Here is a 21,227-nt window from a genome sequence, read left to right as displayed (position 1 = left end):
CGATAATCGGATGAGCGCAGTGGAATCGACTACTCTCTCATCATTTCGAGTGAACCGAGAGCCACACCTATCAGGTGAATAAGCAACCACTGTGCGTCTGGTATCGGGTGCACGCCGACTGGGCATCAGATACCTCCCTGCGAACCCCAACCGGAGGTCAGGGGTTCCGGTAGACGCTCCGCGTCGTCCCACAATACGGCAAGACTCCGGCCCGCGTGCGGCCCATCTGACTCATTCGTGAGCAGCGCTTCCCGGCGCAACCGGGCCAACCTGTCCGGCAACCGACGGACCTCACCCGAGGCGAACAACTGGGTCACGGCTTCGTGGAAGTGGCTGGTCGAACAGTCCTCGCGGTCCCAGATGATGATCGGGATCCCGGCTCGGAACGCCATCGCGGCCTCGTGCCACGCCCGGCCGCGACGGTCGCCCGGGGGTTCGCTGAGCACCAGTGACACGATCGAGGTGTCATTCAGGTCCACCGCCATGCCGGTGAGGTCCCACCCTCCGTTGGTCCGACTCCAGTACGGGCGGGCCGCCTCCGCCGAGATGGCGTTCCAGCGCTGCTTCCACACCAGCCAGTACCGCTGCGCCCGCGTCCGCTCCAAACTCCGGACCAGCACGGGGTGGTCGACCGCCAGCGGCACGCTGACGTCGGCGGGAGAGGCCTTCGGCCAGAACTCGACGGCGGTGTTGATCATTTCCCAGGGCAGTGCGAACTCGACCACGATGGCGCTCACCCGCTCGGCGGCCGGAGTGATGCCCAACTCGGACTCCAGTTCCGCGATGACGCGGTCGACCTCCGCTTCGAGGTCGTCCCGCCGGATCGCGGCGTCACCGCGGCGGCGGCCGTGCCAGCCGGAGCCCTTCCAGCTCAACCAGTGCGAGAGCACCACCTTGGCCTGGTCGACCGGGTCCGGGTCGACTTCGAAGACGAGGTGCACCACGTCGGTGTCATCGTCCTCGGTCGTGGTTTCGTTGCGCCAGCGTGCTTGTTCGACCAGATCGGTCACGTCGAACTTCTCCGCCAACCTCCAGTTGTAGCGGCGCAGCTCGGCGGCCAGGGCGCCGCCCTCGATGCGTCCGGCGAGGCAGTCCACCAGCACCATGGCGGGCAGCAGGGCGCCCGGACCGGCGTTGTGGTCGGCGAGGTGCAGGAACAGCGACCACACGGAGTGGCACCGCGCGGGCAGGTCGTCGCAGTGCCCGTCGGTGGCCACGTCGGCCAGGCGGCGCAGCTCGCGCCGCTCCTCGAACGGGTCCTCGGACAACCGCACCGACCGCAACGCCTTCGCCAACCGGTCCCAGTCCCCCGTCGGCAAGGCCCGGAACGCGGCCCACTCGTCCGCCAACTCGACGAGCTGGCCGATCTCGGGCGCGTTCGGGTCCAGCAGCCTCAGGCAGTCCACCAAGCCGCGCAACCCGACCGCGTGACGGCAGCACCACCGGACGAGCCCCAGGAGTTGGAGGTGGACCTCGGAACCTTCCAGCGACACCTGCTCACCGAGCGCATCGGAGAGCAGGCTCACCAACATGGTCCGCCCCCGCTCGGCGCGCAGGCTCTCGCAGCGTTCCAACAAGGCGACGATCTCACCCTGTAATCGCAGCTGAGTGGTGCTCACCCCTTGGTCCACGGCCATGTGACAGCCCCCTCGGTCCATGGCCGGAGCGCACACGGGCACGCGCCGACCTGACGGAACCCCTGACTCCCAGCCGTTCACTGTTACACAGGCGCGAGGGTGGGTTGTCCGCAAAATGCGGTCAGACGACGGCGGCGTGGCGGCCGGTGGTCAGGGAGCGGCCACTGGTGGTCAGTTCGGTGGCCACGCGGTCGACGGCGGTGGTGAAGGCGGGGTCGTCGCAGTGCCAGTCGGTGAGCTTGACGAGCAGCCAGCGGCGCCAGGCGGCGACCAGGTCGGCGAACACCTCGGTGCCCTGGGGCGTGAAGCGGTAGTGGCCGTCGGTTTCCGTGACGTAGCCCCTGGTCTGGAGTTGGCGGGCCACCGGTTCGAAGACGCCGGCGGGGACGCGGGTGGTCTCGGCCAGGCGTTCGAGGGTGGCGTCGCCGTGGTCGACGCTCTGCCGGAACACCTTCACCACCAGCCACGCCTGCGCGTGGGTGAGCGGGACGCCCGAGTCGCGCAGCACGTCCGGCGTGGGGTCGCGGCGTTCGCGGCTGACGATGAGGGCGACCAGCTTCTCCAGCTCGTCCTCGGAGTCGGACGTGTGCGGCGCGGCGAAGTTGTCCCCCACCTCGGTCGCGGCGGCGCGGGCGGTGTCGCGCAGTGGCACCTCCTTGAGGAACAGGGCGACCAGGAACGCGACCGCGGCGACCGGCGCGGCGGACAGGAACACCAGGTGCAGGGTGTCCGCGTACGCGGCGATGATCGGCGCCTTGAGCCGGTCCGGCAGGGCGTGCAGGGCCTGCACGTTCGCCGCGGCGGCCGGGTCGACGCCCGGCGGGATGGCGGCGGCGAGGTTGTCCGGCAGGTTGCTCGCGTACACGGTGCCGAAGACCGCCACGCCGAACGAACTGCCCAACGTGCGCAAGAAGCTCACACCGGACGTGGCCACGCCCAGGTCCTCGTAGCTGGTGGTGCTCTGCACGACCACCATCGCCACCGGCATGCACATGCCGACGCCCAGGCCGAGCACGAGCATGTACGTCGACGCCTGCCAGAACGACGTCTCCGGGTCCAACCGGGACAGCAGGAGCAGCCCGCCGACCATGAGCAGGCTGCCGACCAGGGGGAACGCCCGGTAGCGGCCGGTCTTGCTGATCACGTTGCCGGTCGTGACGGAGGCGATGAGCAGGCCGACGACCAGCGGCAGCATCTCCAGCCCCGACTCGGTGGCCGACGCGCCGTGCACGTACTGGAGGTAGGTGGGCAGGAACGTGACGCCGCCGAGCATGGCGAACCCGACCACGAAGCTCAGCACCGTGCACACGGTGAACACTCGGCTGCGGAACAGGCGCATGGGCAGCATCGGCTCGGCGGCGCGGTTCTCCACGACCACGAACAGGCCGAGCGCGATCATCGACCCGATCGCCATCAGGACGATCGTCGGCGACGCCCACGGGTACTCGACGCCGCCCCAGCTGGTGACCAGGGTGAGGCCGGTCGAGGCCAGGGCGATGAGCAGGATGCCCAGGTAGTCGATCTTCGGCCGGCCGGCACCGCGCACACCGGGCAGCGCGAGCGCGCCGACCGCCAGCACCACCACGCCGAGCGGCAGGTTGACGTAGAACGCCCAGCGCCAGCTCAGGTGGTCCACGAACAGGCCGCCGAGCAGCGGGCCGACCACCGTGGCCACCCCGAACACCGCGCCGATGAACCCCTGGTACTTGCCGCGCTCGGACAGCGGCACGACGTCCGCGATGACGGCGGCCGAGGTGACCATCAGCCCGCCCGCGCCGAGCCCCTGCACCGCGCGGGCCAGGATGAGCCACGTCATCGAGTCGGCCCAGCCGCACAGGAACGAGCCGACCAGGAACAGCGCGACGCTGAGCAGGAACGCCCGCTTGCGGCCGAACAGGTCGCCGAACTTGCCGATCAGCGCGGTCATGACGGTCTCGGCGAGCAGGTAGGACGTGACCACCCAGGACAGGTGCCCGCCGCCGCCGAGGTCGCTGACGATGGTCGGCAGCGCGGTCGCCACGATCGTCTGGTCGAGCGCGGCGAGCAGCATCCCGAGCATGATCACCGCGACCACGGCGCGCCGCGCGCCGCGCCCCACCTCGACCCGTTCGACCACGTGCACCTCCCGGCCCGACGATAAAACCGCCGCCGCGCGCCCGCCCGCCACGACCACGGCCGGGTGATGCCCGATCCCGAGGCCGTGACTTCGCCAGCCGTAACTTCGCCGGTCGGGTGGAGGCGGTCGGCGCGTGGGCCGGTTCCAGCCGGGTCTTGCCGGAGAGCCAGTCGGAGAACCCGTCGGAGAGCGACGGCGACATTCACTCTTTCGAGTTGTCGGAGGACTACTCCTTGTGAGGGCGCACGCCCCGCTGCGACCCCGCCACGCTCTACCGGTTCGTCGACGTCGGGGACGGCGGCGGTCCGCTGGTGATGTCCGCAGCGGAGCGGGACGCGCTCGGGGATCCCCTGGCGAACCCGTCGGCGTCCTCGGCGCGCAGTCGCCGTTCGCGGCGTCGCGACTGCTCTGAACCACCGTGATGACGCTCCCTCGACGGCCATCGCCGCGTTCGCAACATTCGGCACATTCTTGACGGCCGACACAGTTCAGCCTAACTTCAGGGAGGTCGACTCGATCGGAGCGGGAGGTCGCGAAGCCATGACGTTCGCGCGTGACCAGTGGTACGTGGCGGCTTACGGGCACGAGATCGGACGCGAACTGCTCGCCAGGACGATCCTCGGCGAGCCGCTGGTGCTCTACCGCAGCGAGGCGGGCGAGGTGGTGGCGCTGGCCGACCGGTGCGTGCACCGGCGCTACCCGCTGTCGGAGAGCAGGCTGGAGGGCGACACGATCGTCTGCGGCTACCACGGTTTCACCTACGACAAGGCCGGCGCGTGCGTGTCCGTGCCAGGGCAAGCGCGGATCCCGCGCACCGCGCGGGTGGCTTCGTACCCGGTGGTGGAGCAGGACTCGTTCGTCTGGGTGTGGATCGGCGAGCGCGACCGGGCCGACCCGGCGTCGATCCCCCGCGCGCCCTGGCTCGTCGACCCCGACTACACCACGGTGTGCGGGATGGAGCCGTTGGCGGCGCGGTACGAGCTGCTGGTGGACAACCTGATGGACCTGTCGCACGAGACGTACCTGCACGGCGGCCACATCGGCACGCCCGAGGTGGCGGACACCCCGATCACCACCGAGGTGGACGAGGACAACGGGATCGTCCACGTCAGCCGGCACATGGCCGACGCCGCGTGCCCGCCGTTCTACGCCAGGTCCACCGGGATCGAGGGCCGGATCACGCGCTGGCAGGACATCGAGTACCACCCGCCGTGCCTGTACCTGCTGCACAGCCGGGTCGCGCCGGTCGGCGTGCTGCCCGAGGCCGACGGCTCGGACCCGCACGGCCGCCACGTCGAGGTCGTCTACGCCATCACGCCGGAGACCGAGCACAGCACGCACGACTTCTGGGCCGTGGCCAGGGACTTCGCGGTGCACGACGAGGAGGTGTCGGACTTCCTGCGGGAGAGCAACCGCGCCGTGGTGCTCCAGGACGTGACCGCGCTGGACGTGCTGGAGCGCGTGATCCGGGCCGAGCCGAGCGGCTACCAGGAGCTGTCGATCAACATCGACACCGGCGGGCTGGCGGCGCGGCGCATCCTCCGGCGCATGGTGGCCGGAGCCGGCGAACCCGCGACGGCGGCCGAGGTATGAGTGACCGGGTCGCGATGTCGCGCGGTGACGCCGTCTACCGCGTCCACTGGCAGCCGGGCGCCGACCTGCTGGTGGGCGTGTGCCACTGCGGGGCCGAGCAGGACTCGGAGGACCCGGTGGAGCTGTGGGACTGGCTGCTGGCCCACCCGGCGGGCCACGAGCCGCCGACAGCCGGGGTGTCGCCGGTGGTCGAACCGGTCGGCGCCCGTGGCTGAGCGGGGGCCGCGATGACCGCGCCCGGTGACCAGGCGGGGTTCGACGTCGTGGTGGAGCGCAAGGAGGTCGTCGCCGAGGGCGTCGTGCGGTTGACCCTGCGCCACGGGCGGGGTGAACCGCTGCCCGCCTGGGAACCAGGCGCCCACGTGGACCTCGTGCTGGGACCGGACCTCGTCCGCCGGTACTCGCTGTGCGGCGACCCGGCCGACCGCTCGGCGTTCCAGGTGGCGGTGCTGCACGAGCCTGCCGGCCGTGGTGGTTCGCGGCACGTGCACTCGGCGCTCGCCGAGGGGGCCGCGGTCCGCGTTCGCGGGCCCCGCAACCACTTCCCGCTGGTGGCGGCGGACCGCTACCTGTTCATCGCGGGCGGCATCGGCATCACGCCGATCGTGCCCATGCTCGCGGCGGCCACCGCTCGTGGCGCGTCGTGGCGGTTGTTGTACGGAGGGCGGACGCGGTCGTCCATGGCCTTCGCTGCGGAGCTGCGTGACCGGTACGGCGACCGGGTGGTCGTGCGGCCCCAGGACGAGACCGGGTTGCTGGAGCTGGACCCGTTCTTGACCGCGGACGCCGAGGTCTACTGCTGCGGACCCGAACCGCTGCTGGCCGCCGTCGAGCAGCGCTCACCCGTCCGTCCGCACGTCGAGCGCTTCACGGCCCAGGCCGTCGACGGCGGGCGCACGTCGTTCGAGGTCGACCTGGCGAGGTCGGGCCGGACGCTGGTCGTGCCGGCGGGCGAGTCGGTGCTGGACGTGGTGGAGCGCGCCGGGGTCACGGTGCTGTCCTCGTGCCGGGAGGGGACCTGTGGCACGTGCGAGACCGTTGTGCTGGACGGAGTTCCGGACCACCGGGACTCCGTGCTGGACGACCAGGAGCAGGCCGCCTGCGACGTGATGATGATCTGCGTGTCGCGGTCGCACGGCCCACGGCTGGTCCTCGACCTGTGACGCCGAGCTCACCGCTATAGTCGCGTCGATCATGGGAGACGCATGATCGACGCACCGGGCAGCGGCACGTCCGGCGGCCACGAGTCGGCCCGCAACACCTTCACCGGCGTTGCGGGGGTGGCGGTGCAGGCACGGGACGTCCACGGCGATGTCCACCTGTCCTCGCGGACGCTCGACCGGTGGTGGCCGCCCGCGGCGGTGCTGTCGATCGCCGTGCTGATCGTGGCTTGGCCGGACCTGTCCACGCGCGTGGATCCCGAGCACCGACCGGCCCCGCCCGAACTGCGCGTGACCGTCGACATGTCCCACAACGACCAAGCCCCCTGGGGCTACGTCTCCGAGCAGGCCGACTTCCCCGGCGGCGAGCTCGTCGTGCGGTTGGCCCAACCGGGAGCCGTGTCGGACCGATCCCTGGCCGAGGACATCCGGACCCGTGACGGAGCGATCAGCCTGGAGCAGCACCTGGTCCGCCTGCACCTGGAAGGCCCCGTCGGCGGAACCAGGATCGTCGACATCAGGCCGGTCGTCCGCAGAACCGCACCCCCACCGGACGGCAGCCTGGTCCGGGTGTCCCCCCTGGTTCCGGAGCCGTCCACGGAGCTGCTGCTGTTCCTCGACGACCGGTTCCCCGAGCTGAAGGCCTCGGAGCCGAAGCCCTCGCCGCCACCGGGACAGGACCGGCGCAGGATCCCCGCGGGCCCCTACTTCCCGGCGAACACGATCGACCTCCACGCCGGGGAGACCCACGAGGTGGTCGTGACCGCGTTCGCGTCCACGCTCAGCTACGAGTACGAGCTCACCGTCGTCCACCAGACCGGGACGGAGATCCACGAGACGGTCGTCGACAACCGCGGTCAGCCGTTCCGGGTCGCGGGCTGGTCGTGCGTCGGCACGCACCTGGCCTCCTACCGGTCCGCTCACGTCCTCGACACCGACCTGCGGGTGTCGACCGAAGCGAACCCGGGTCTGATGCGCGTCATGCCGCACTGCTGACCACCCGCGACTCCCACCGACCGCCTACGCGCAGGTCGTGACGCTCACGCTGCTGGTCGGCCGGGCTGCCACGCGGCGTGCCTGCCGGTCCGACCTGGCGCCCGAATGTGACCGGACCTCCCGTTTCACCTGGTGGGCGCTGTTGCGCGGGTCGGTGTGCGTCGGTTGACTCGCACCCGTGCAGCAGCAGGAACTCGAGGCCTTTTGGCCTGGCAGGCGCGGACGCCTGTTCGACGAGGGCTGTCCGTAGGCCGTGCCCGGCGAGCACCACCGGCCACGGCCTCCCGCGCGTCGACCGCTCCGGTTGCCCGCGGAGCGGACCCACTCCAGACAGGATGCGCAGCCATGTCCGTCACGGACGAACTCCTGGCCAACAACGCCGCCTACGTCGAGCAGTTCCGCGGCCCGCTCCCCCTCCCGCCCGCCAAACACGTCGCCGTCCTGGCGTGCATGGACGCGCGGATCGACGTCTACCGGGTGCTCGGGCTCAACGAGGGCGAGGCGCACGTCATCCGCAACGCGGGCGGCGTCGTCACCGAGGACGAGATCCGGTCGCTCGCCATCAGCCAGCGGCTGCTCGGCACGGTCGAGATCATCCTGATCCACCACACCGACTGCGGCATGCTGACCTTCACCGACGACGGATTCAAGAAGGCCATCCAGGACGAGGTCGGCGTGAAGCCGTCCTGGGCCGCCGAGTCGTTCACCGACCTCGACACCGACGTGCGCCAGTCCATCGAGCGGATCCGGAACAGCCCGTACATCCCGGTGAAGGACTCGATCCGCGGCTTCGTGTTCGACGTCGCGACGGGGAAGCTCGACGAGGTCCTCTAGGCGACGGTGAACGTGAGGGCGGCGGTGTGCAGCTGCCCGTTGTGCCGGAACTCCAGGAACAGGCGGTGATCGCCTGCCTCGCCGAACCACACGTCGAACGTCAGGGTTCCGCGCAGGACCGGGATGCCCACCATCTCCACCGGGTGCAGGTGGGTGGTGGACAGCTGCTCGGTGTGGAACGCGGTGATGTGCCCGTAGGCGCCCAGGTGGGGTTCCAGCGACTCCACCGGGGCGCCACCCGGCTCGCTGACCTGCAACCGGATCTTCGCCGGGGCGCCTCGCGGCAGGGTGAGACCGCCCTGCACCGCGACCCGGTAGCCGGACTCGGTGGTGGTCTCCGTGCTCGGCGGGGGCAGCGCCGCCTTCGTCGCGTCACCGGGGATGTCGAACGGCACGCCGAGCACGACCGGCTCGGGGTGCCGGGCCGTGCTGGGCGGGATGAACTCGGCGTACATGCGGAAGTGACCGTCGCCGGGCAGTGAGACCGCCGTGCGCCAGGTGTCGCCGTCGGGCTCGGGGTGCACGTGCCGGTACACGCTGAGGTCGTCCCGGACGACGAAGAAGTGCAGCTGCTTGGTCATGTTGAGCTGGAACTCGGTGGCGGGCCGCTGGTCGGGACCGAGGATCCGGAACGCGACCGGCAGGTCCTCACCACGCCGGCCGGGCACCTCGACCGGTTCGAGCCGGTAGCCCTCGAACGAGTCGGACCGCCCCTCACCGGACGCCGCGCTCGTCACGGTGGCCGCCACGTGGCCCTGGTGCACCGGTGGCGCGTCCTGGCGGAACACGACGATCGCCGTCACCACGAGGATCACCGCGGCCATTCCGGCGATGGCAAGGTCGGCGATGCGTGACTTGCGCACGGTCGGTCCTCTCGACTCGGTGGACGCGCCCGCAGCGCGGTGGCGGGAGAGCTGGTCGACTTCACCGTGGAGCCACTGCGCATCCGGGGTCAACGCAAGACCGGAATGTGGCGACTTCCCGCCAACCCGCGACGCCCCGCCGGTCACCGCGTCCGCGAGGAGCGGCGGTGGTGATGTGCGGCGTGGTCCAGGGCAAGGCCAAGCCATCGCTCTCTTGGCGCGGCACGACGTACCAGTGCAGGTGGCGCGCAATCTGGGTGGCCGCGGATCCGCGGCTCGTCAGCAGTTTGGCGTTCGGCAACTCGGCCACCGGCTCGGCCGCGCGGGCGGATCGCGATGGCGTCCGGCCACTCCCGGACGATCGTGGGCTGCCCCAGCCCGGCGCCGACCTCGAAAGGCGCCCAGACCTGTGCGGGGCCATCAGGGATTGGCCTGTCACTGCTCGACAGGAAGTACGGCGAAGGTCGACTACCCCGCCTCGGATGTCGGTTCGTCGACCGGCACCCACGACAGCGCCAGCGCTCCGCTCACCACGGCAGCCACGAAGCCCAGCAGGAAGCCGCCGAGGTTGGCGTGCACCAGGCTCGCCACACCGACCACGATCGCCACGACGCCCGCGAAGTGCCGCAGCGCCGGGTTGACCAGCAGCGTCACCCCCGCGACCAGCAGCAGGGCCGCGAACAGCCAGGCCATCGCCGCGCCCGAGCCGGACAGCACCACCACCCCGGCGGAGACGCCCACAGCAGCGACCAGTTCCACAGCCGCCACGACGGCGAGCACCGCGGCGGCGAAGGGGCAGGAGCGCCGCCAGTCACCGAAGCGGCTCACCGCCCGTCGCCGCCCGGTGCGGCCGAGCACCCCTGCGTTCCGTCGCGGTGGCCCAGCGCCAACCCCTCGGCGACGAACGAGCGTGCCGTCACCGACTCGGCTTTGATGGTCATGCGACCCAGGACCGCCTTCCCCGCGCGGTAGCCGACCCGACCACCATCGGGATCCGCGCCCGATCCGACCAGCAACTGGTCGAGGCTGAGCGCGCCGCCGAGGTCGTTCACCTCCAGCACCAGGTCGGTCACGTGCACCTCCCGGGCCTGCAGCTCCGTGGTCATCGCGCCGATCACCGGCAGGTCGACCGTCGAGGTCTGGCACAACCCCGACACTTTCGCCGAGGGCAGGCGCACCACCAATGCCGCCGTCCCGGAGGTGGACACCGCAGGCAGGATCCCGAAGCCGTCCGACTCGACCTGGTCCACCGTCAGGGTGATCTGGCCGGCGGTGGCCAGCGACACCCCGATCGCACCCTGGGCGACACCGGTCAACACCGCCCCCGACACCAACCCGGCCGGCACCAGCACCGCCACGAACCGCTTCCAGCTCGTGCGCCCTCGGCTACGACCGCGATCCACCGGATCAGACTCCTCAAGTACTAGAGCACGCGACAACGGCCCCGATTCGCGAGCCGGCACCGACCTTAATGGGCGGGGAGGATGACGGGCCATTCCCCGTTGGCATGAGGGGTAACCACTTGCGGTGACTGCGGTGTCCACCGTCAGGCGCGGTGATAGCACTGGAATTGGGCACAGATCCCGAGAGGACTGCGCCTTAACCCTTTGGCGTGTCACTCGACCGTGGCGCGCAGCTTGCCGGTACTCGATCGTCCTGCTTAAGTCCGCAGTCGGTCAACCGAAGGTCACGAGAGGCTGTCCCATGCGCGTTGCGCTAACCGGTGCCACGGGTTTCCTCGGTACCCGGCTCGTGCGCGAACTGCTGTCCCGGCACGGGGCGATCACGATCCTCACCCGTGCGGGGGGCGCCGACCCGGTCGACCGGATAGCGCGTGCGCTGCACGCCGCCGGCACTCCCGAAGCTCGCCTCGCGGAGCGCCTGCGAGTCGTCGAGATCGAGCTCTCCCGGCCCGGCCTGGGGCTGTCCACCTCCGCTTTCCGGGAGCTGGCCGACGGGCTCGACGCCGTGTGGCACTGCGCCGGCGACATCGACCTGGAAGCGAGCCTCGCCCAGGTTCGCGCGGTCAACGTCGAAGGCGCTCGAAATGTGCTGGCGCTGGCCGCCGCCGGCCGCCGCAACCCCCTGTTCTGCCACATCAGCACCGCCTTCGTGGCCGGTGCCCGCCGCACCGGAGTGGTGTACGAGGACGACCTCGACGGCTCCTGGGGCTTCGAGAACGCCTACGAGCGGTCCAAGTACGAAGCCGAGCTGCTCGTGCACTCCTGGGCCACCGCTCACCGACGCCCCGCCGTCGTGCTGCGGCCCAGCATCCTGGTCGACGACCGGGCGCCCCGACCGGAGCTGCCCACCCACCCGCTCCAGGTGGTCACCCGCGCCATCGAGACGATCCTGAAGCAGGCCACCCCGCTCGACAAGCTGCTCCTGGCCTCGACCAAGGACCCGATCCGCCTGCCCGGCGCGCCCTCCGCCCACCTCAACCTCATCCCGGTCGACGAGGCGGCGGCGGCCATGGTCGAACTGGCTCACGCCCGACGTGATCGCGGTGTGGACACCTACCACGTGGTCCACCACCGCGACGTCACGGTGGCCGACGTCCAGCACGCGCTGCGCGACCTCTCCCGCACCCGCTTCACCCTCGTCCAGGAGGATCCCGTCAGCATGACCGAACTGGAAGCCAAGTTGCGCGAGCACATGCCGTCCCTGACGTCGGGGTTCCTGCCCTACCTGGCGCACCGGCGCCGCTACGACGACACCCACGTGCGCAAGGTGCTCGGCACGTCCGCAGGCACCACGCCGATCGGTGCCGGCTACCTGTTGTCCGGTCTGCGCGACAACTCCCGGCTGGCCGAGATCACCCGATGACGCCCCGGGCCAGGCCGCTCACCGGCCTGGAGGCCGGCTTCTTCGCCTACGGGTCGCGCCCGACGCCGGTCAACCTGCAGATCGGGGGGCTGACCCTGTTCACCGGAATGCCTCCCTCTCCCGACGAGGGCCGGCGCTTCGTGACGTCCTGGACCGACGCCGTGCCCGCGTTGGCGCTGGTGCCGCACGGCGAAGGACGGCGGTCGCGGTGGCTGGTCCACCCGGCACTCGACCCCGATCTGCACGGCCGGGTGTGGGAGGCCGAGCCGGGCGGGTTGCGGGCCGCGGTGGACTCCGTCATGGCCGAGGAGCTGCCGCCGGACGCCCCACCGTGGCAGTGCTGGCTCATCCACGGGTACGCCGAGGGCGAGTGGGCCGTGCTGGTGAAGGCCCACCACGCCCTGCTCGACGGCGCCTCGCTGATCCAGCTGGCCTGTCGCGTGCTGGGGCGCGCGTCGGCGGAGGAACCCCGACGCCGACCCCGGCGGCGCAGGCGGGGAACCGACCTCGTCCTCGTCGCTCGCGGCCTGCTGCGCTACGTGCTGCGGTTCCTGCCGGTCGCGACCGGTTCGTTCGCCTTCGAGGGCACCGGCGCGCGGCGTTTCGAGTGGACCGCGGTTCCCCTGGCGACGTTGCGCAGGGTGGCCGACCGCCACGGGTGCACCGTGAACGACGTGTTCCTGGCCGCGCTGACCACCGTCCTGCGCGAGTGGCCGCACACGCCTTGGCGCCGTGGTCCGCGACCGGTCTGGACGCTGGTCCCCGCCGACCTGCACGAGCGGGACGGCGACGACGAGCCGGCGGCCAAGGTGGTCAACCTCAGGGTGGCGCTGCCGTGCCACGAACCCGATCCCGGCCGCCGGTTGCGGGCGTTGGCCCGCGCGACGGCGATCAGCAAGCGCAGCGGCCACGTCGCCACCGGGGCCGCCGGGTCCCGCGCGCTGCCGGTCTGGTTGGTCAGTGCCATCCTCCGGCTCACGTTCTCGCGGTGGCACATCGACCTGCTCGCCAGCAACGTGCGCGGATCGCGGCGGGCGTTGGATTACGAGGGCACGCCCATGACGGGCATGGTGCCGCTCGGCTTCATCCCGCGCGGGCACCCCTTCGGGGCGTTCCTGGTGTCGTACTCCGACCAGGCCTGCATCGGGTTCGCCCTCGACCCGGCGCTGCCCGGCGGAGACGCGTTGTGCCGGTTGTGGGAACAGGCCGTGGACGAGCTGGACCGGTTGGAGGCCGTCGAGGCCACCCGGGAACCGGAGGAAGCGCTCGACTGAGGAGCCGGTCCCCTCGGGGCTCGTCGAAGACCGGAAGCGCCCGGCGGTGACCGCCGGGCGCTTCCGCGTCGCGGTCAGAGCGCGCGCTCCGCCGCGGCCATCCGGATCAGGTGGTCGAGGGCCGGCTCGGCCATCGCCGAGATCCGGCCGCCGGTCTGCATCAGTTCCATGGGTGACACCTGGTACTGGAACCTGTGGCGCAGCACCACCAGCAGTTCCATGCCCATCAACGAGTCCACGCCCAGTTCGCTGAGCGTCTTGGTGCGGTCGACGCGGTCGGGCGTGGTCTGCATGATGGCGGCCAACTCGGTGATGAGCACGTCCTCGATCAGCTGCAACGCCTCGGCGCGGGGGAAGTCGTCGATGCGGCGCAGGAGGTCGCGCAGCTCCTGCCGCCCTTCACCGGTGTCCTCGGGCAGCAGCCCGGCCAGCCGGGGCGAGGCGGAGGCCGACAACACCGTGGCCGCCTGCTCGAACCGGAAGTCACCCACGGCCACGACGTCGGCTTCCGGCGCGCACAACAGGTCCTCCAGGGCGTCCAACGCCTTGTCGGAGTGGCACGGCACGAGGCCGAGCTTGGCCAACTGCTCGCCCATCGCCTCGCGCGCCACGTACCCGGTGTCGGCGATGGCTCCCCACTGCACGGCCAGCGCGGGCCGTCCGCGCCGCCTGCGCGCCCTGGTCAGCGCCTCCAGGAACAGGTTGCCTGCGACGTAGTTGGCCTGCTTGAAGTTGCCGACCAGCGCGGCGCCGGAGGAGTACAGGACGAAGAAGTCCAGCTCCAGCCCGTCGGTCAGGTCGTCGAGGACGAGCGCGCCGCGCAGCTTGGGGTCCAACGCGGTGTGGAACGCGCTGTCGTCCAGGTCCTCCAGCGGCCGGTCGTCCAGCGCCATCGCGGCGTGCACGACACCGCGCAACGGGTGATCCGGGGAGATCGAGCCGAACACCACCGCCATGGCCGGCCGGTCGGTCACGTCGGCCGCGTGGACGTCCACCCGGACACCCCGGGCGGTGAGCTCCTCGACCACGTCCCGGGCTTCGGCCGTCGCCGGTCCGCGCCTGCCGACCAGCACCAGCCGCCGGGCGCCGCGGTCGACCAACCGGCGCGCGGTCGCCGCGCCGAACCCGCTCAACCCCCCGACGACCAGGTAGGTCGCCCCGGGGTCGAGCGTGAGCTCGCCATGCGCCCGCTCGACGGGCACGGCCTCCTCGAACGACACCACGACCTTGCCGATGTGGCGGGAGTGCTGCATCAGCTTGAAGGCCTCGTCGATGCGCGTCACCGGGTAGACCCGGTGCGGCAGGGGCGCGTACTCGCCGGCGGCGACGGCGGCGAACACCTCCTCGGCGCACCGCACGGCCGAGTCGCGGTCGTGGGACGCCAGGTTGGCGATGTCGACGGTGAACAGGCTGACGTTGTCGCTCAGCGGTCGCATGGCCAGCCGGGAGTCCTGGTAGATGTCCCGCTTGCCGATCTCGACGAACCTGCCGCACGGCGCCAGCACCTCCAGGCTGCGGGCCAGCGCCTCGCCGCTGAGGGAGTTGAGCACGACGTCCACGCCGCGCCCGCCGGTGATCCGCAGGACGTCGTCGGCGAACTTCACGCTGCGGGAGTCCAGGACGTGGTCGACCCCGATCGCGCGCAGGTAGTCCCGCTTGAGCTCCGAGCCGGCGGTGGCGATCACCGCGGCCCCGGTCCGGCGGGCCAGCTGGATCGCGGCGATCCCGACGCCGCCCGCCGCGCCGTGCACCAGCAGCGTCTCCCCCGCTCGCAGTCGGGCCAACCTGCGCAGGCCGTGGTGCACGGTGATCCAGGCGACCGGCATCGTGGCGGCCTCGGTGAAGGACATGCCGTCGGGCATCGAGGCGATCTGCTCCACCCGCGTGAGCACGTGCGAGGTGAACGACCCCAGCGCCATGCCGAAGACCCGGTCGCCGGGCCGTACGCCGGGCACGTCCGGCCCCACGGCGGTGACCACGCCCGCGAACTCCAACCCCAGCGTCGACGCCGAGTCGATGCCCGCCCCCGCCTCCGCGGCCGGGGGCAGCAACCCCGTGGCCACCATGACGTCGCGGTAGTTCAAGGCCGCCGCCGCCACCCGCACCACCACCTGCCCGACACCGGGTTCCGGAGCCTCCTGCTCGATCCAGGTCAGCCGGTAGAACAGGCTCGGTTCGCGGACGACCAGGCGCGCGGAAGCCGCGTCCACGCGGGTCGGGGTGCGAGCGGGCACCGTCCTCGGGACGAAGCGACCGGACGCGGTGAGCACGATCTCGTCCTCGTCGGAGGGGTCGAGCAGTTCGGCGACGAGCCGCCCGGCGGAGGCGGCGGGATCATCGCCGTGGTCCCAGGAGACCCGCCGAACGGCCACGGCGCGGTTCTCGTTGCCCAGGGTCCGGGCGGTCCCCCAGGTGGCGGCGTCCACCGGGGCGTCGGGCGACTCGGGAGCGGGCAGGGCTCCCGAGGGCCGCGCCACGACCCACAGCGGCAGCGGCTCGGCGCCGTCGCGACGGGTGGCCGCGGCGCCGATCCCCCGCAGGATCGCCGCCGCGCGCACGGCGCGTTCCGCGGCGTCGCCCGCCGCGCCCCCGAGCACGACGGCGACACCGTCGGCGCCGGCGGCGACCACCTCCCAGTCGGGGGTGTGAGCAGTCACCGCCGTAGTGCCGGCTCCCGTCCCGCGCAGGGCCGCCACGACGGCGTCCGCCCGTTCCCGGTCCTCCGGGTCCTCGACCACGACGACCCACCGCGCCGTCGTCGTCGGCGCCGCGGTGGCGGTGGGGCTGGGGGTGGGGGTGGGGGTGCCGACGACCGCGGCCGTCAGGACGGAGAACCCGGTCCGCTCGCCGTCCTCGGCCACGTCGACCCGGTCGAACCCGCCGGCGCGCAGCAACTCCGGCCACGCGGCCACGGGGACGAAGGGCGAGTCCGGCCGCAACGAGCCGTCGGTGCAGGACCAGAAGTCGCGCGACAGCCCCGCGGTCAGCGCCAGCATCGCCACGTCGTGCGACTCCACGGCGATCAGAAGCCCACCGGGGCACAGCAACCGCGCGACACGGCGCACGGCGGCGCGCAGGTCGGTCGCCGCGTGCAGCGCGTTGGCCGCGATCACCAGGTCGAACCCGCCGTCGGGGAAGTCCTGCTGGTCCGGGTCGGTGTCCAGGTCGAACGTCCGGTACTCCACGAAGTCCTCGGAGCCGAACCTGCTCCGGGCCGCGGTGAGGCAATTCCCGGACACGTCGCTGAACACGTACCGCGTGCGGTCGGCGGGCAGCACCGGGAGCACGAACCCCGTGGTGCCGCCGGTGCCCGCCCCGACCTCCAGGACGCGCAGCGGGCGGTCCGCGGGCCAGCCCTCGACGACGGCGCGCACCGTCTCCCGTACCGCCTCGTTGTAGCCCACGGCGAGGGGGTTGAGGTCGTGGAGGTAGGAGGTGACCTCGGCGTCGCCGAGCCCGAGGTCCTGGAGGTCGACCCGGCCGCACAGGACGTCCACGAGGTTCAGGCCGCACCCGAGGTGCAGGGCCAGGAGCGCCGTGGCCTCGGGGAGCCCGTCGTGGCGGCGGGCGAACCCCGTCAGGTCGGGGGACCCGATCAGGTGCCAGAGCGGACCGTCGGCGCGGGCCAGGTCGTGTGCCGCGGCCGAGCGCAGCAGCACGTCGGCCAGCCGCCGGTACTCGGGCAGCACGCCGGCGGCCAGCAGGTCGTCGGTGGTGAAGGTGACCCGGCCGGGCAGCAGCGACTCGACGGCCGCCACCACGAACCGGGCCCCGGCCTCGGTCGCCATGCTCCGCACGGCGGCGTGGCAGGGGGCCGGGGTCACGGTGACCGGGGGCAGTGCCGGCAACGGCCACGGCCGGGCCTCCTCGCCCGGGCGCGGGGCGGCGCGCAGCACCGTCTCCAGTCGCTGGACCCCCGGTCGCAGCACCGCGCCGAACGACTGCAGCCGACACCCGGTCAGCTCGACGGCGACCTCGCCCTCGGCGTCGAGCACGCTGATGTCCCAGCACACCTCGCGCGAGGTGCGGGAGCGGACCTGGACGCGGATGCGCCCGCGCGCGGTGGGTCGCCGCCACCGTCGGACGCGTTCCAGCGTCGACGGCAGGTACGCCCGGCTGTCCGGCGTGTCGAGCCGGAGCAGCGGGATGCCCGCCTGCAGCGCGAGGTCGAGCAGGGCCGGGTGGACTTCGTGGTCGTCGCAGGCGAGCGGGAACTCGTAGTCCGCCCACGCCTCGTCGGGTCGGACGCGGATCTCGCGCAGCCCCCGGAACGCCGGACCGTAGGTGATGCCGGCCCGGTCGCAGGCGGCGTAGTGCCCGGCGGCGGCGACGTGCTCGGCGGGCTCGGCGGGCTCCCGCGGTGCCACGGGGGCGTCGGCGACCAGGCGGCGGACGCGGCCCCGGGCGTGCAGGGTCCAGTCGCCGTCGTCACCTTGGCGGGAGGCCACCCGGAACAGGCCGTCCTCGTCGGACAGCGAAACCTGGGTCCGGACGTCCATGGTCGGCAGCCAGGACAGCGCCATCGCGCGGGTGATGTCCAGGCCGGTCACTTCCACCCGGTCGCCCAGCACGTGGCGGCCGGCGGCCAGCGCCATCTCGACGTACCCGGTCGCGGGCACCACGACCGACCCGCCGACGCGGTGGTCGGCCATCCACGGTGTGCGGGCGGGCTCGACGGTGGCGAACCAGGTCGGCTCCAGCACGGGCATCCGCTCCCCCAGCAGGGGGTGGTCGAGGCGTCCGGTGCCGCTGGTGCGCAGCCACGTCTCGGGCGCGCCCTTCCAGTGCTCCTCGCGCTGCCACGGGTAGGCGGGGAGGTCGCACACCCGGCCGCGGTCGGGGAAGTACCGGCTCCACCGCAGGGTGCCGCCCGCGGCCGACACACCGGCGACCACCCGCTCCGCCAGCGCCCGCCCGGTGCCGCCGCGGTTGAGGGTGACCACCGTCCTGAGCGGTTCGCCGCCGGTGCGGCGCAGGTAGCCGGTGAGCACCGGGTGCGGGCTGATCTCCACCACCACGCCGACGCCCCGCTGGGCGAGCGCCGACGCGGCCTGGTGGAACAGGACCGGCTGCCGGACGTTGCGCCACCAGTAGTCGGCGTCCAGCTCCCCGGCCCGCACCGGCATCCCGGTGACGGTGGACAGCATCGGGATCTCGGGCTCGGCGGAGCGCACGTCGGCCAGGCCGGTGCGCACCAGGTCCTCGACGGCGTCCATCGCGGGGCTGTGGAACGGGTAGTCCAGGTCCAGTTCGCGGGCGAACACGTCGTTCGCGATCAGCTTCTCCACCAACCGGGTCACCGCGCCCGCGTCACCGGCGACGGTGACGTCCTGGGCGCTGTTGACCGCCGCCAGCGCCAGTTGGCCGGAGAACTCGGCGAGCACCTCCTCGGCCCGCTCGCGGGGCAGACCGACCGCCGCCATGCGACCGGTGCCGGCGGTCCGCGCCTGGGCGAGGCTGCGCTCGGCGACCACCCGCGCGGCGGTGTCCAGGTCCAGCGCGCCGGCCACGCAGGCGGCGGCCACCTCGCCGACGCTGTGCCCGAGCACGGCGGACGGCACGACCCCCCGCTCGCGCAGCAGCGAGACCAGTCCCCATTGGACGGCGAACAACAGCGGTTGGGCGACGGCGGTGTCGTGCAGCCGGTCCTCCGACGCGGCCAGCTCCTCGACCACCGACCAGCCCAGATGGGGCGCCAGGGCCGCGTCCGCCGCCGTCACCGCCGTGCGGAAGGCCGGTTCGGCGGCCGACAGGTCACGCCCCATGCCGAACCACTGCGAGCCGTTGCCGGAAAAGGCGAACGCCACTCCGTCACGTGTGGTCGTCACGTCGAGCGCGGCGGCGACCTCGTGGTCGCCACGAAGCGCCGCATCGAGCCGGTCGGCCGCCTCGGCCGGATCCGCGGCCACCACGACGACCCGGTGGGCGTCGGGGGTGCGGCGCAGGCAGGTCGTGTAGGCGAGGTCGTAGAACTCCTCCGCCGAAGCCGCGGCGAACCGGTCCCGCATCCGGCCCACCGCTGCCACCAGCGCCTCGCCGGAACGGGCCGAGACCACCACCGGCAGGGCGCGGCCCGGGGGCCGGGGCGTTTCGCCGGCCACGGGCGGAGGCGCGAGGACGGCGTGCGCGTTGGTGCCGCCGAACCCGAAGCTGTTGACCCCGACGATTCCGCGGCCGACCGGAAGCGGTTGCGACACCGGGTGCAGTCCGAGCCCGGCGAAGTCGATGTCCGGGTTGGGTCGTTCGCCGTGCAGCGACGGCGGCACCACCCCGTGGCGGAGCACGAGCACGGCCTTGAACAGGCCCGGCATCCCGGAGGCGCTCTCCAGGTGCCCCAGGTTGGTCTTGACGGAGCCGATCGGCAGCGGACCCGCCTGGCGTCGGCGGCCCAGCGCCTCGCCGAGGGCGGTGCACTCGACCGGGTCGCCGACGGGCGTGCCGGTGCCGTGCGCCTCCACGTACACCAGGTCGTCCGCGTCGACCCCGAGCCCGCCGTAGATCTCGCGCAGCAGTTCGGCCTGGGCGTGCGGACTGGGCATGGCCAGGCCGTTGGTGCGCCCGTCGGTGTTGGTGCCGGTGGCCAGCAGGACGGCGTGCACCCGGTCGCCGTCGGCCAGGGCGTCGGACAAGCGCTTGAGCACCACGAGCCCGCCGCCTTCGGCCCGCACGTACCCGTCGGCGTCGGCGGAGAAGGACCGGCAGCGGAAGGTCGGCGAGAGCATCATCGCCTTGGAGAACCCGATGAAGGTCAGGGGGTCGACCAGGAGGTTGACCCCGCCGGCGAGCGCGAGCGCGCTGCGACCGCTGCGCACCGTCTCGCACGCCTGGTGCAGCGCGACCATCGCCGACGAGCAGGCGGTGTCGACCACCATGCTGGGGCCGCGCAGGTCGAGGGCGTAGGAGAGCCGGTTGGCGGTGATCGAGGCCGTGCCGCCGAGCATCCCGTGCACGTCGATGCCGCGCGGGTCGCTCAGCTGGAGGAGGCCGTAGCCGGTGCCCGACACGCCGAGGAACACGGCCGTGTCGGACCCCGCCAGGTCGCGCCGGTCGAGGCCGGCGTCGTCCAGGGCCTCGGTGCCCATCTCCAGCAGCATCCGCTGCTGCGGGTCCATCGCCGCCGCCTCGCGCGGGGAGATGCCGAAGTAGTCGGCGTCGAAGCCCTTGACGTCCGACAGGTAGCCGCCGGCGAACGAGTAGCTCTTGCCCGGGCGCAGCGGGTCCGGGTCGAAGAACCGGTCGGGGTCGAACCTGCCCCCGGGGATCTCCCCGATCAGGTCACGCCCCTCGGCCAGGGCGGTCCACAACTGGTCGAGGTCGGCGATGCCGCCGGGTAGCCGGCACGCCGCGCCGACGATCGCCACGGCATCCGTCGGGCAGTACGGACTCATGCGCTGTTCTCCCTGTATCGGTGGCTTTCAAGACAGGACCGACCTGTTGCGGTCGCGAGGCGGCAACCGGGCGGCAACCCGGGCGGACGGACACGACTCGTCAGCGACTCGACACGAAGGACAAGCGCACCCGGTAGCCGCCGTCACGTACCTCGCACAGGGAATCCGTGGTGCAGAATCCGCACGACGAGCACCCGCGCCGAAATCACGTCCGGCGGAAGTCCTCGGGATGTCGGGACATCGCTCCCGCACAGGATCGTCGAGGGAGAACTCGGCCGCAGGCACAGCACAGGCGCATGCTGCGCGGCCAGGCTCCTGGACGACGCCATCGAGCCCCGCCGCCATGCCCGGCGTCGACGCGTGTGCCGGGAGCACGGTTCACGCTGCAGCCCTCCGGGCGGATCGAAGGCGAAGCAAAACGGCCGCGCCCATCACCGTCTTGCAGGCGCCGATTCTGCCGTCTCGAGAACGCATCGACCATTCCCTGATCGGATGACTACGACATGGTGGCAGGTAGCGCTTCCTCATCGCGGGCGGCAG

General features: G+C 72.2%; 13 protein-coding genes. 7 read left to right on the top strand and 6 right to left on the bottom strand.

The features are described 5' to 3' along the window. Positions 1-125: 125 nt before the first annotated feature. Both ACQPYE_RS13295 and ACQPYE_RS13290 read right to left on the bottom strand, forming a co-directional pair. Positions 126-1,619, bottom strand: a complete 1,494-nt coding sequence (locus ACQPYE_RS13295) for a VMAP-C domain-containing protein (protein ID WP_498721420.1) — start codon at positions 1,617-1,619, stop codon at positions 126-128. Between the two features lie 139 nt (positions 1,620-1,758). Continuing rightward, positions 1,759-3,696, bottom strand: coding sequence for an MDR family MFS transporter (locus tag ACQPYE_RS13290; protein ID WP_498722898.1), 1,938 nt, complete (start codon positions 3,694-3,696; stop codon positions 1,759-1,761). Positions 3,697-4,293: 597 nt separating this feature from the next. Between ACQPYE_RS13290 and ACQPYE_RS13285 the strand changes: the two genes are divergently transcribed. The 5 genes from ACQPYE_RS13285 to ACQPYE_RS13265 all read left to right on the top strand — a co-directional run bounded on the left by ACQPYE_RS13285 (position 4,294) and on the right by ACQPYE_RS13265 (position 8,336). Continuing rightward, complete coding sequence (locus tag ACQPYE_RS13285) at positions 4,294-5,346, top strand: aromatic ring-hydroxylating dioxygenase subunit alpha (RefSeq protein ID WP_498721419.1); 1,053 nt, start codon at positions 4,294-4,296, stop codon at positions 5,344-5,346. Next, a complete protein-coding gene (locus ACQPYE_RS13280) occupies positions 5,343-5,561 on the top strand; it encodes a hypothetical protein (protein WP_498721418.1) in 219 nt (72 codons plus the stop codon). Before ACQPYE_RS13285 ends, ACQPYE_RS13280 begins: the two co-directional genes overlap by 4 nt. Positions 5,562-5,573: 12 nt before the next feature. Next, on the top strand, positions 5,574-6,509 hold the full coding sequence (locus ACQPYE_RS13275) for a PDR/VanB family oxidoreductase (protein ID WP_498721417.1): 936 nt from the start codon (positions 5,574-5,576) through the stop codon (positions 6,507-6,509). Between the two features lie 42 nt (positions 6,510-6,551). Then, the gene (locus ACQPYE_RS13270; protein WP_498721416.1) at positions 6,552-7,502 is read left to right on the top strand and encodes a hypothetical protein; all 951 of its coding nucleotides are present in this window, start codon (positions 6,552-6,554) and stop codon (positions 7,500-7,502) included. Between the two features lie 345 nt (positions 7,503-7,847). Next, the gene (locus ACQPYE_RS13265) at positions 7,848-8,336 is read left to right on the top strand and encodes a beta-class carbonic anhydrase (RefSeq protein WP_498721415.1); all 489 of its coding nucleotides are present in this window, start codon (positions 7,848-7,850) and stop codon (positions 8,334-8,336) included. On the opposite strand, the gene ACQPYE_RS13260 is transcribed toward ACQPYE_RS13265, so the two are convergent. The 3 genes from ACQPYE_RS13260 to ACQPYE_RS13250 all read right to left on the bottom strand — a co-directional run bounded on the left by ACQPYE_RS13260 (position 8,333) and on the right by ACQPYE_RS13250 (position 10,602). Continuing rightward, positions 8,333-9,199, bottom strand: coding sequence for a DUF8832 domain-containing protein (locus tag ACQPYE_RS13260; RefSeq protein WP_498721414.1), 867 nt, complete (start codon positions 9,197-9,199; stop codon positions 8,333-8,335). The genes ACQPYE_RS13265 and ACQPYE_RS13260 overlap by 4 nt on opposite strands. Positions 9,200-9,667: 468 nt before the next feature. Further along, positions 9,668-10,027 carry a DUF6114 domain-containing protein gene (locus ACQPYE_RS13255; protein WP_498721413.1) on the bottom strand — a complete coding sequence of 120 codons (360 nt, stop codon included), beginning with the start codon at positions 10,025-10,027 and terminating at the stop codon, positions 9,668-9,670. Then, positions 10,024-10,602: a DUF6230 family protein gene (locus tag ACQPYE_RS13250; RefSeq protein ID WP_498721412.1), complete on the bottom strand. Its 579-nt coding sequence runs from the start codon at positions 10,600-10,602 to the stop codon at positions 10,024-10,026. The genes ACQPYE_RS13255 and ACQPYE_RS13250 overlap by 4 nt, the downstream gene beginning before the upstream one ends. A gap of 301 nt (positions 10,603-10,903) precedes the next feature. On the opposite strand from ACQPYE_RS13250, the gene ACQPYE_RS13245 reads away from it, so the two are divergent. Both ACQPYE_RS13245 and ACQPYE_RS13240 read left to right on the top strand, forming a co-directional pair. Next, entirely contained in the window at positions 10,904-12,025 is a 1,122-nt protein-coding gene (locus tag ACQPYE_RS13245) for an SDR family oxidoreductase (RefSeq protein WP_498721411.1), read from the top strand. Continuing rightward, entirely contained in the window at positions 12,022-13,299 is a 1,278-nt protein-coding gene (locus tag ACQPYE_RS13240; RefSeq protein WP_498721410.1) for a wax ester/triacylglycerol synthase domain-containing protein, read from the top strand. Before ACQPYE_RS13245 ends, ACQPYE_RS13240 begins: the two co-directional genes overlap by 4 nt. Before the next feature lie 74 nt (positions 13,300-13,373). Here ACQPYE_RS13240 and ACQPYE_RS13235 read toward each other — a convergent pair whose 3' ends face one another. Next, the gene (locus tag ACQPYE_RS13235) at positions 13,374-20,687 is read right to left on the bottom strand and encodes an SDR family NAD(P)-dependent oxidoreductase (RefSeq protein ID WP_498721409.1); all 7,314 of its coding nucleotides are present in this window, start codon (positions 20,685-20,687) and stop codon (positions 13,374-13,376) included. Between the last annotated feature and the right edge of the window lie 540 nt (positions 20,688-21,227).

The organism is Actinosynnema sp. CA-299493, from assembly GCF_050946825.1.
In the GTDB taxonomy this organism is placed as follows: Bacteria; Actinomycetota; Actinomycetes; order Mycobacteriales; family Pseudonocardiaceae; genus Actinosynnema.
The sequence above is the reverse complement of the archived record's forward strand: the minus strand, read 5'-3'. Positions and strand labels throughout refer to the sequence as shown.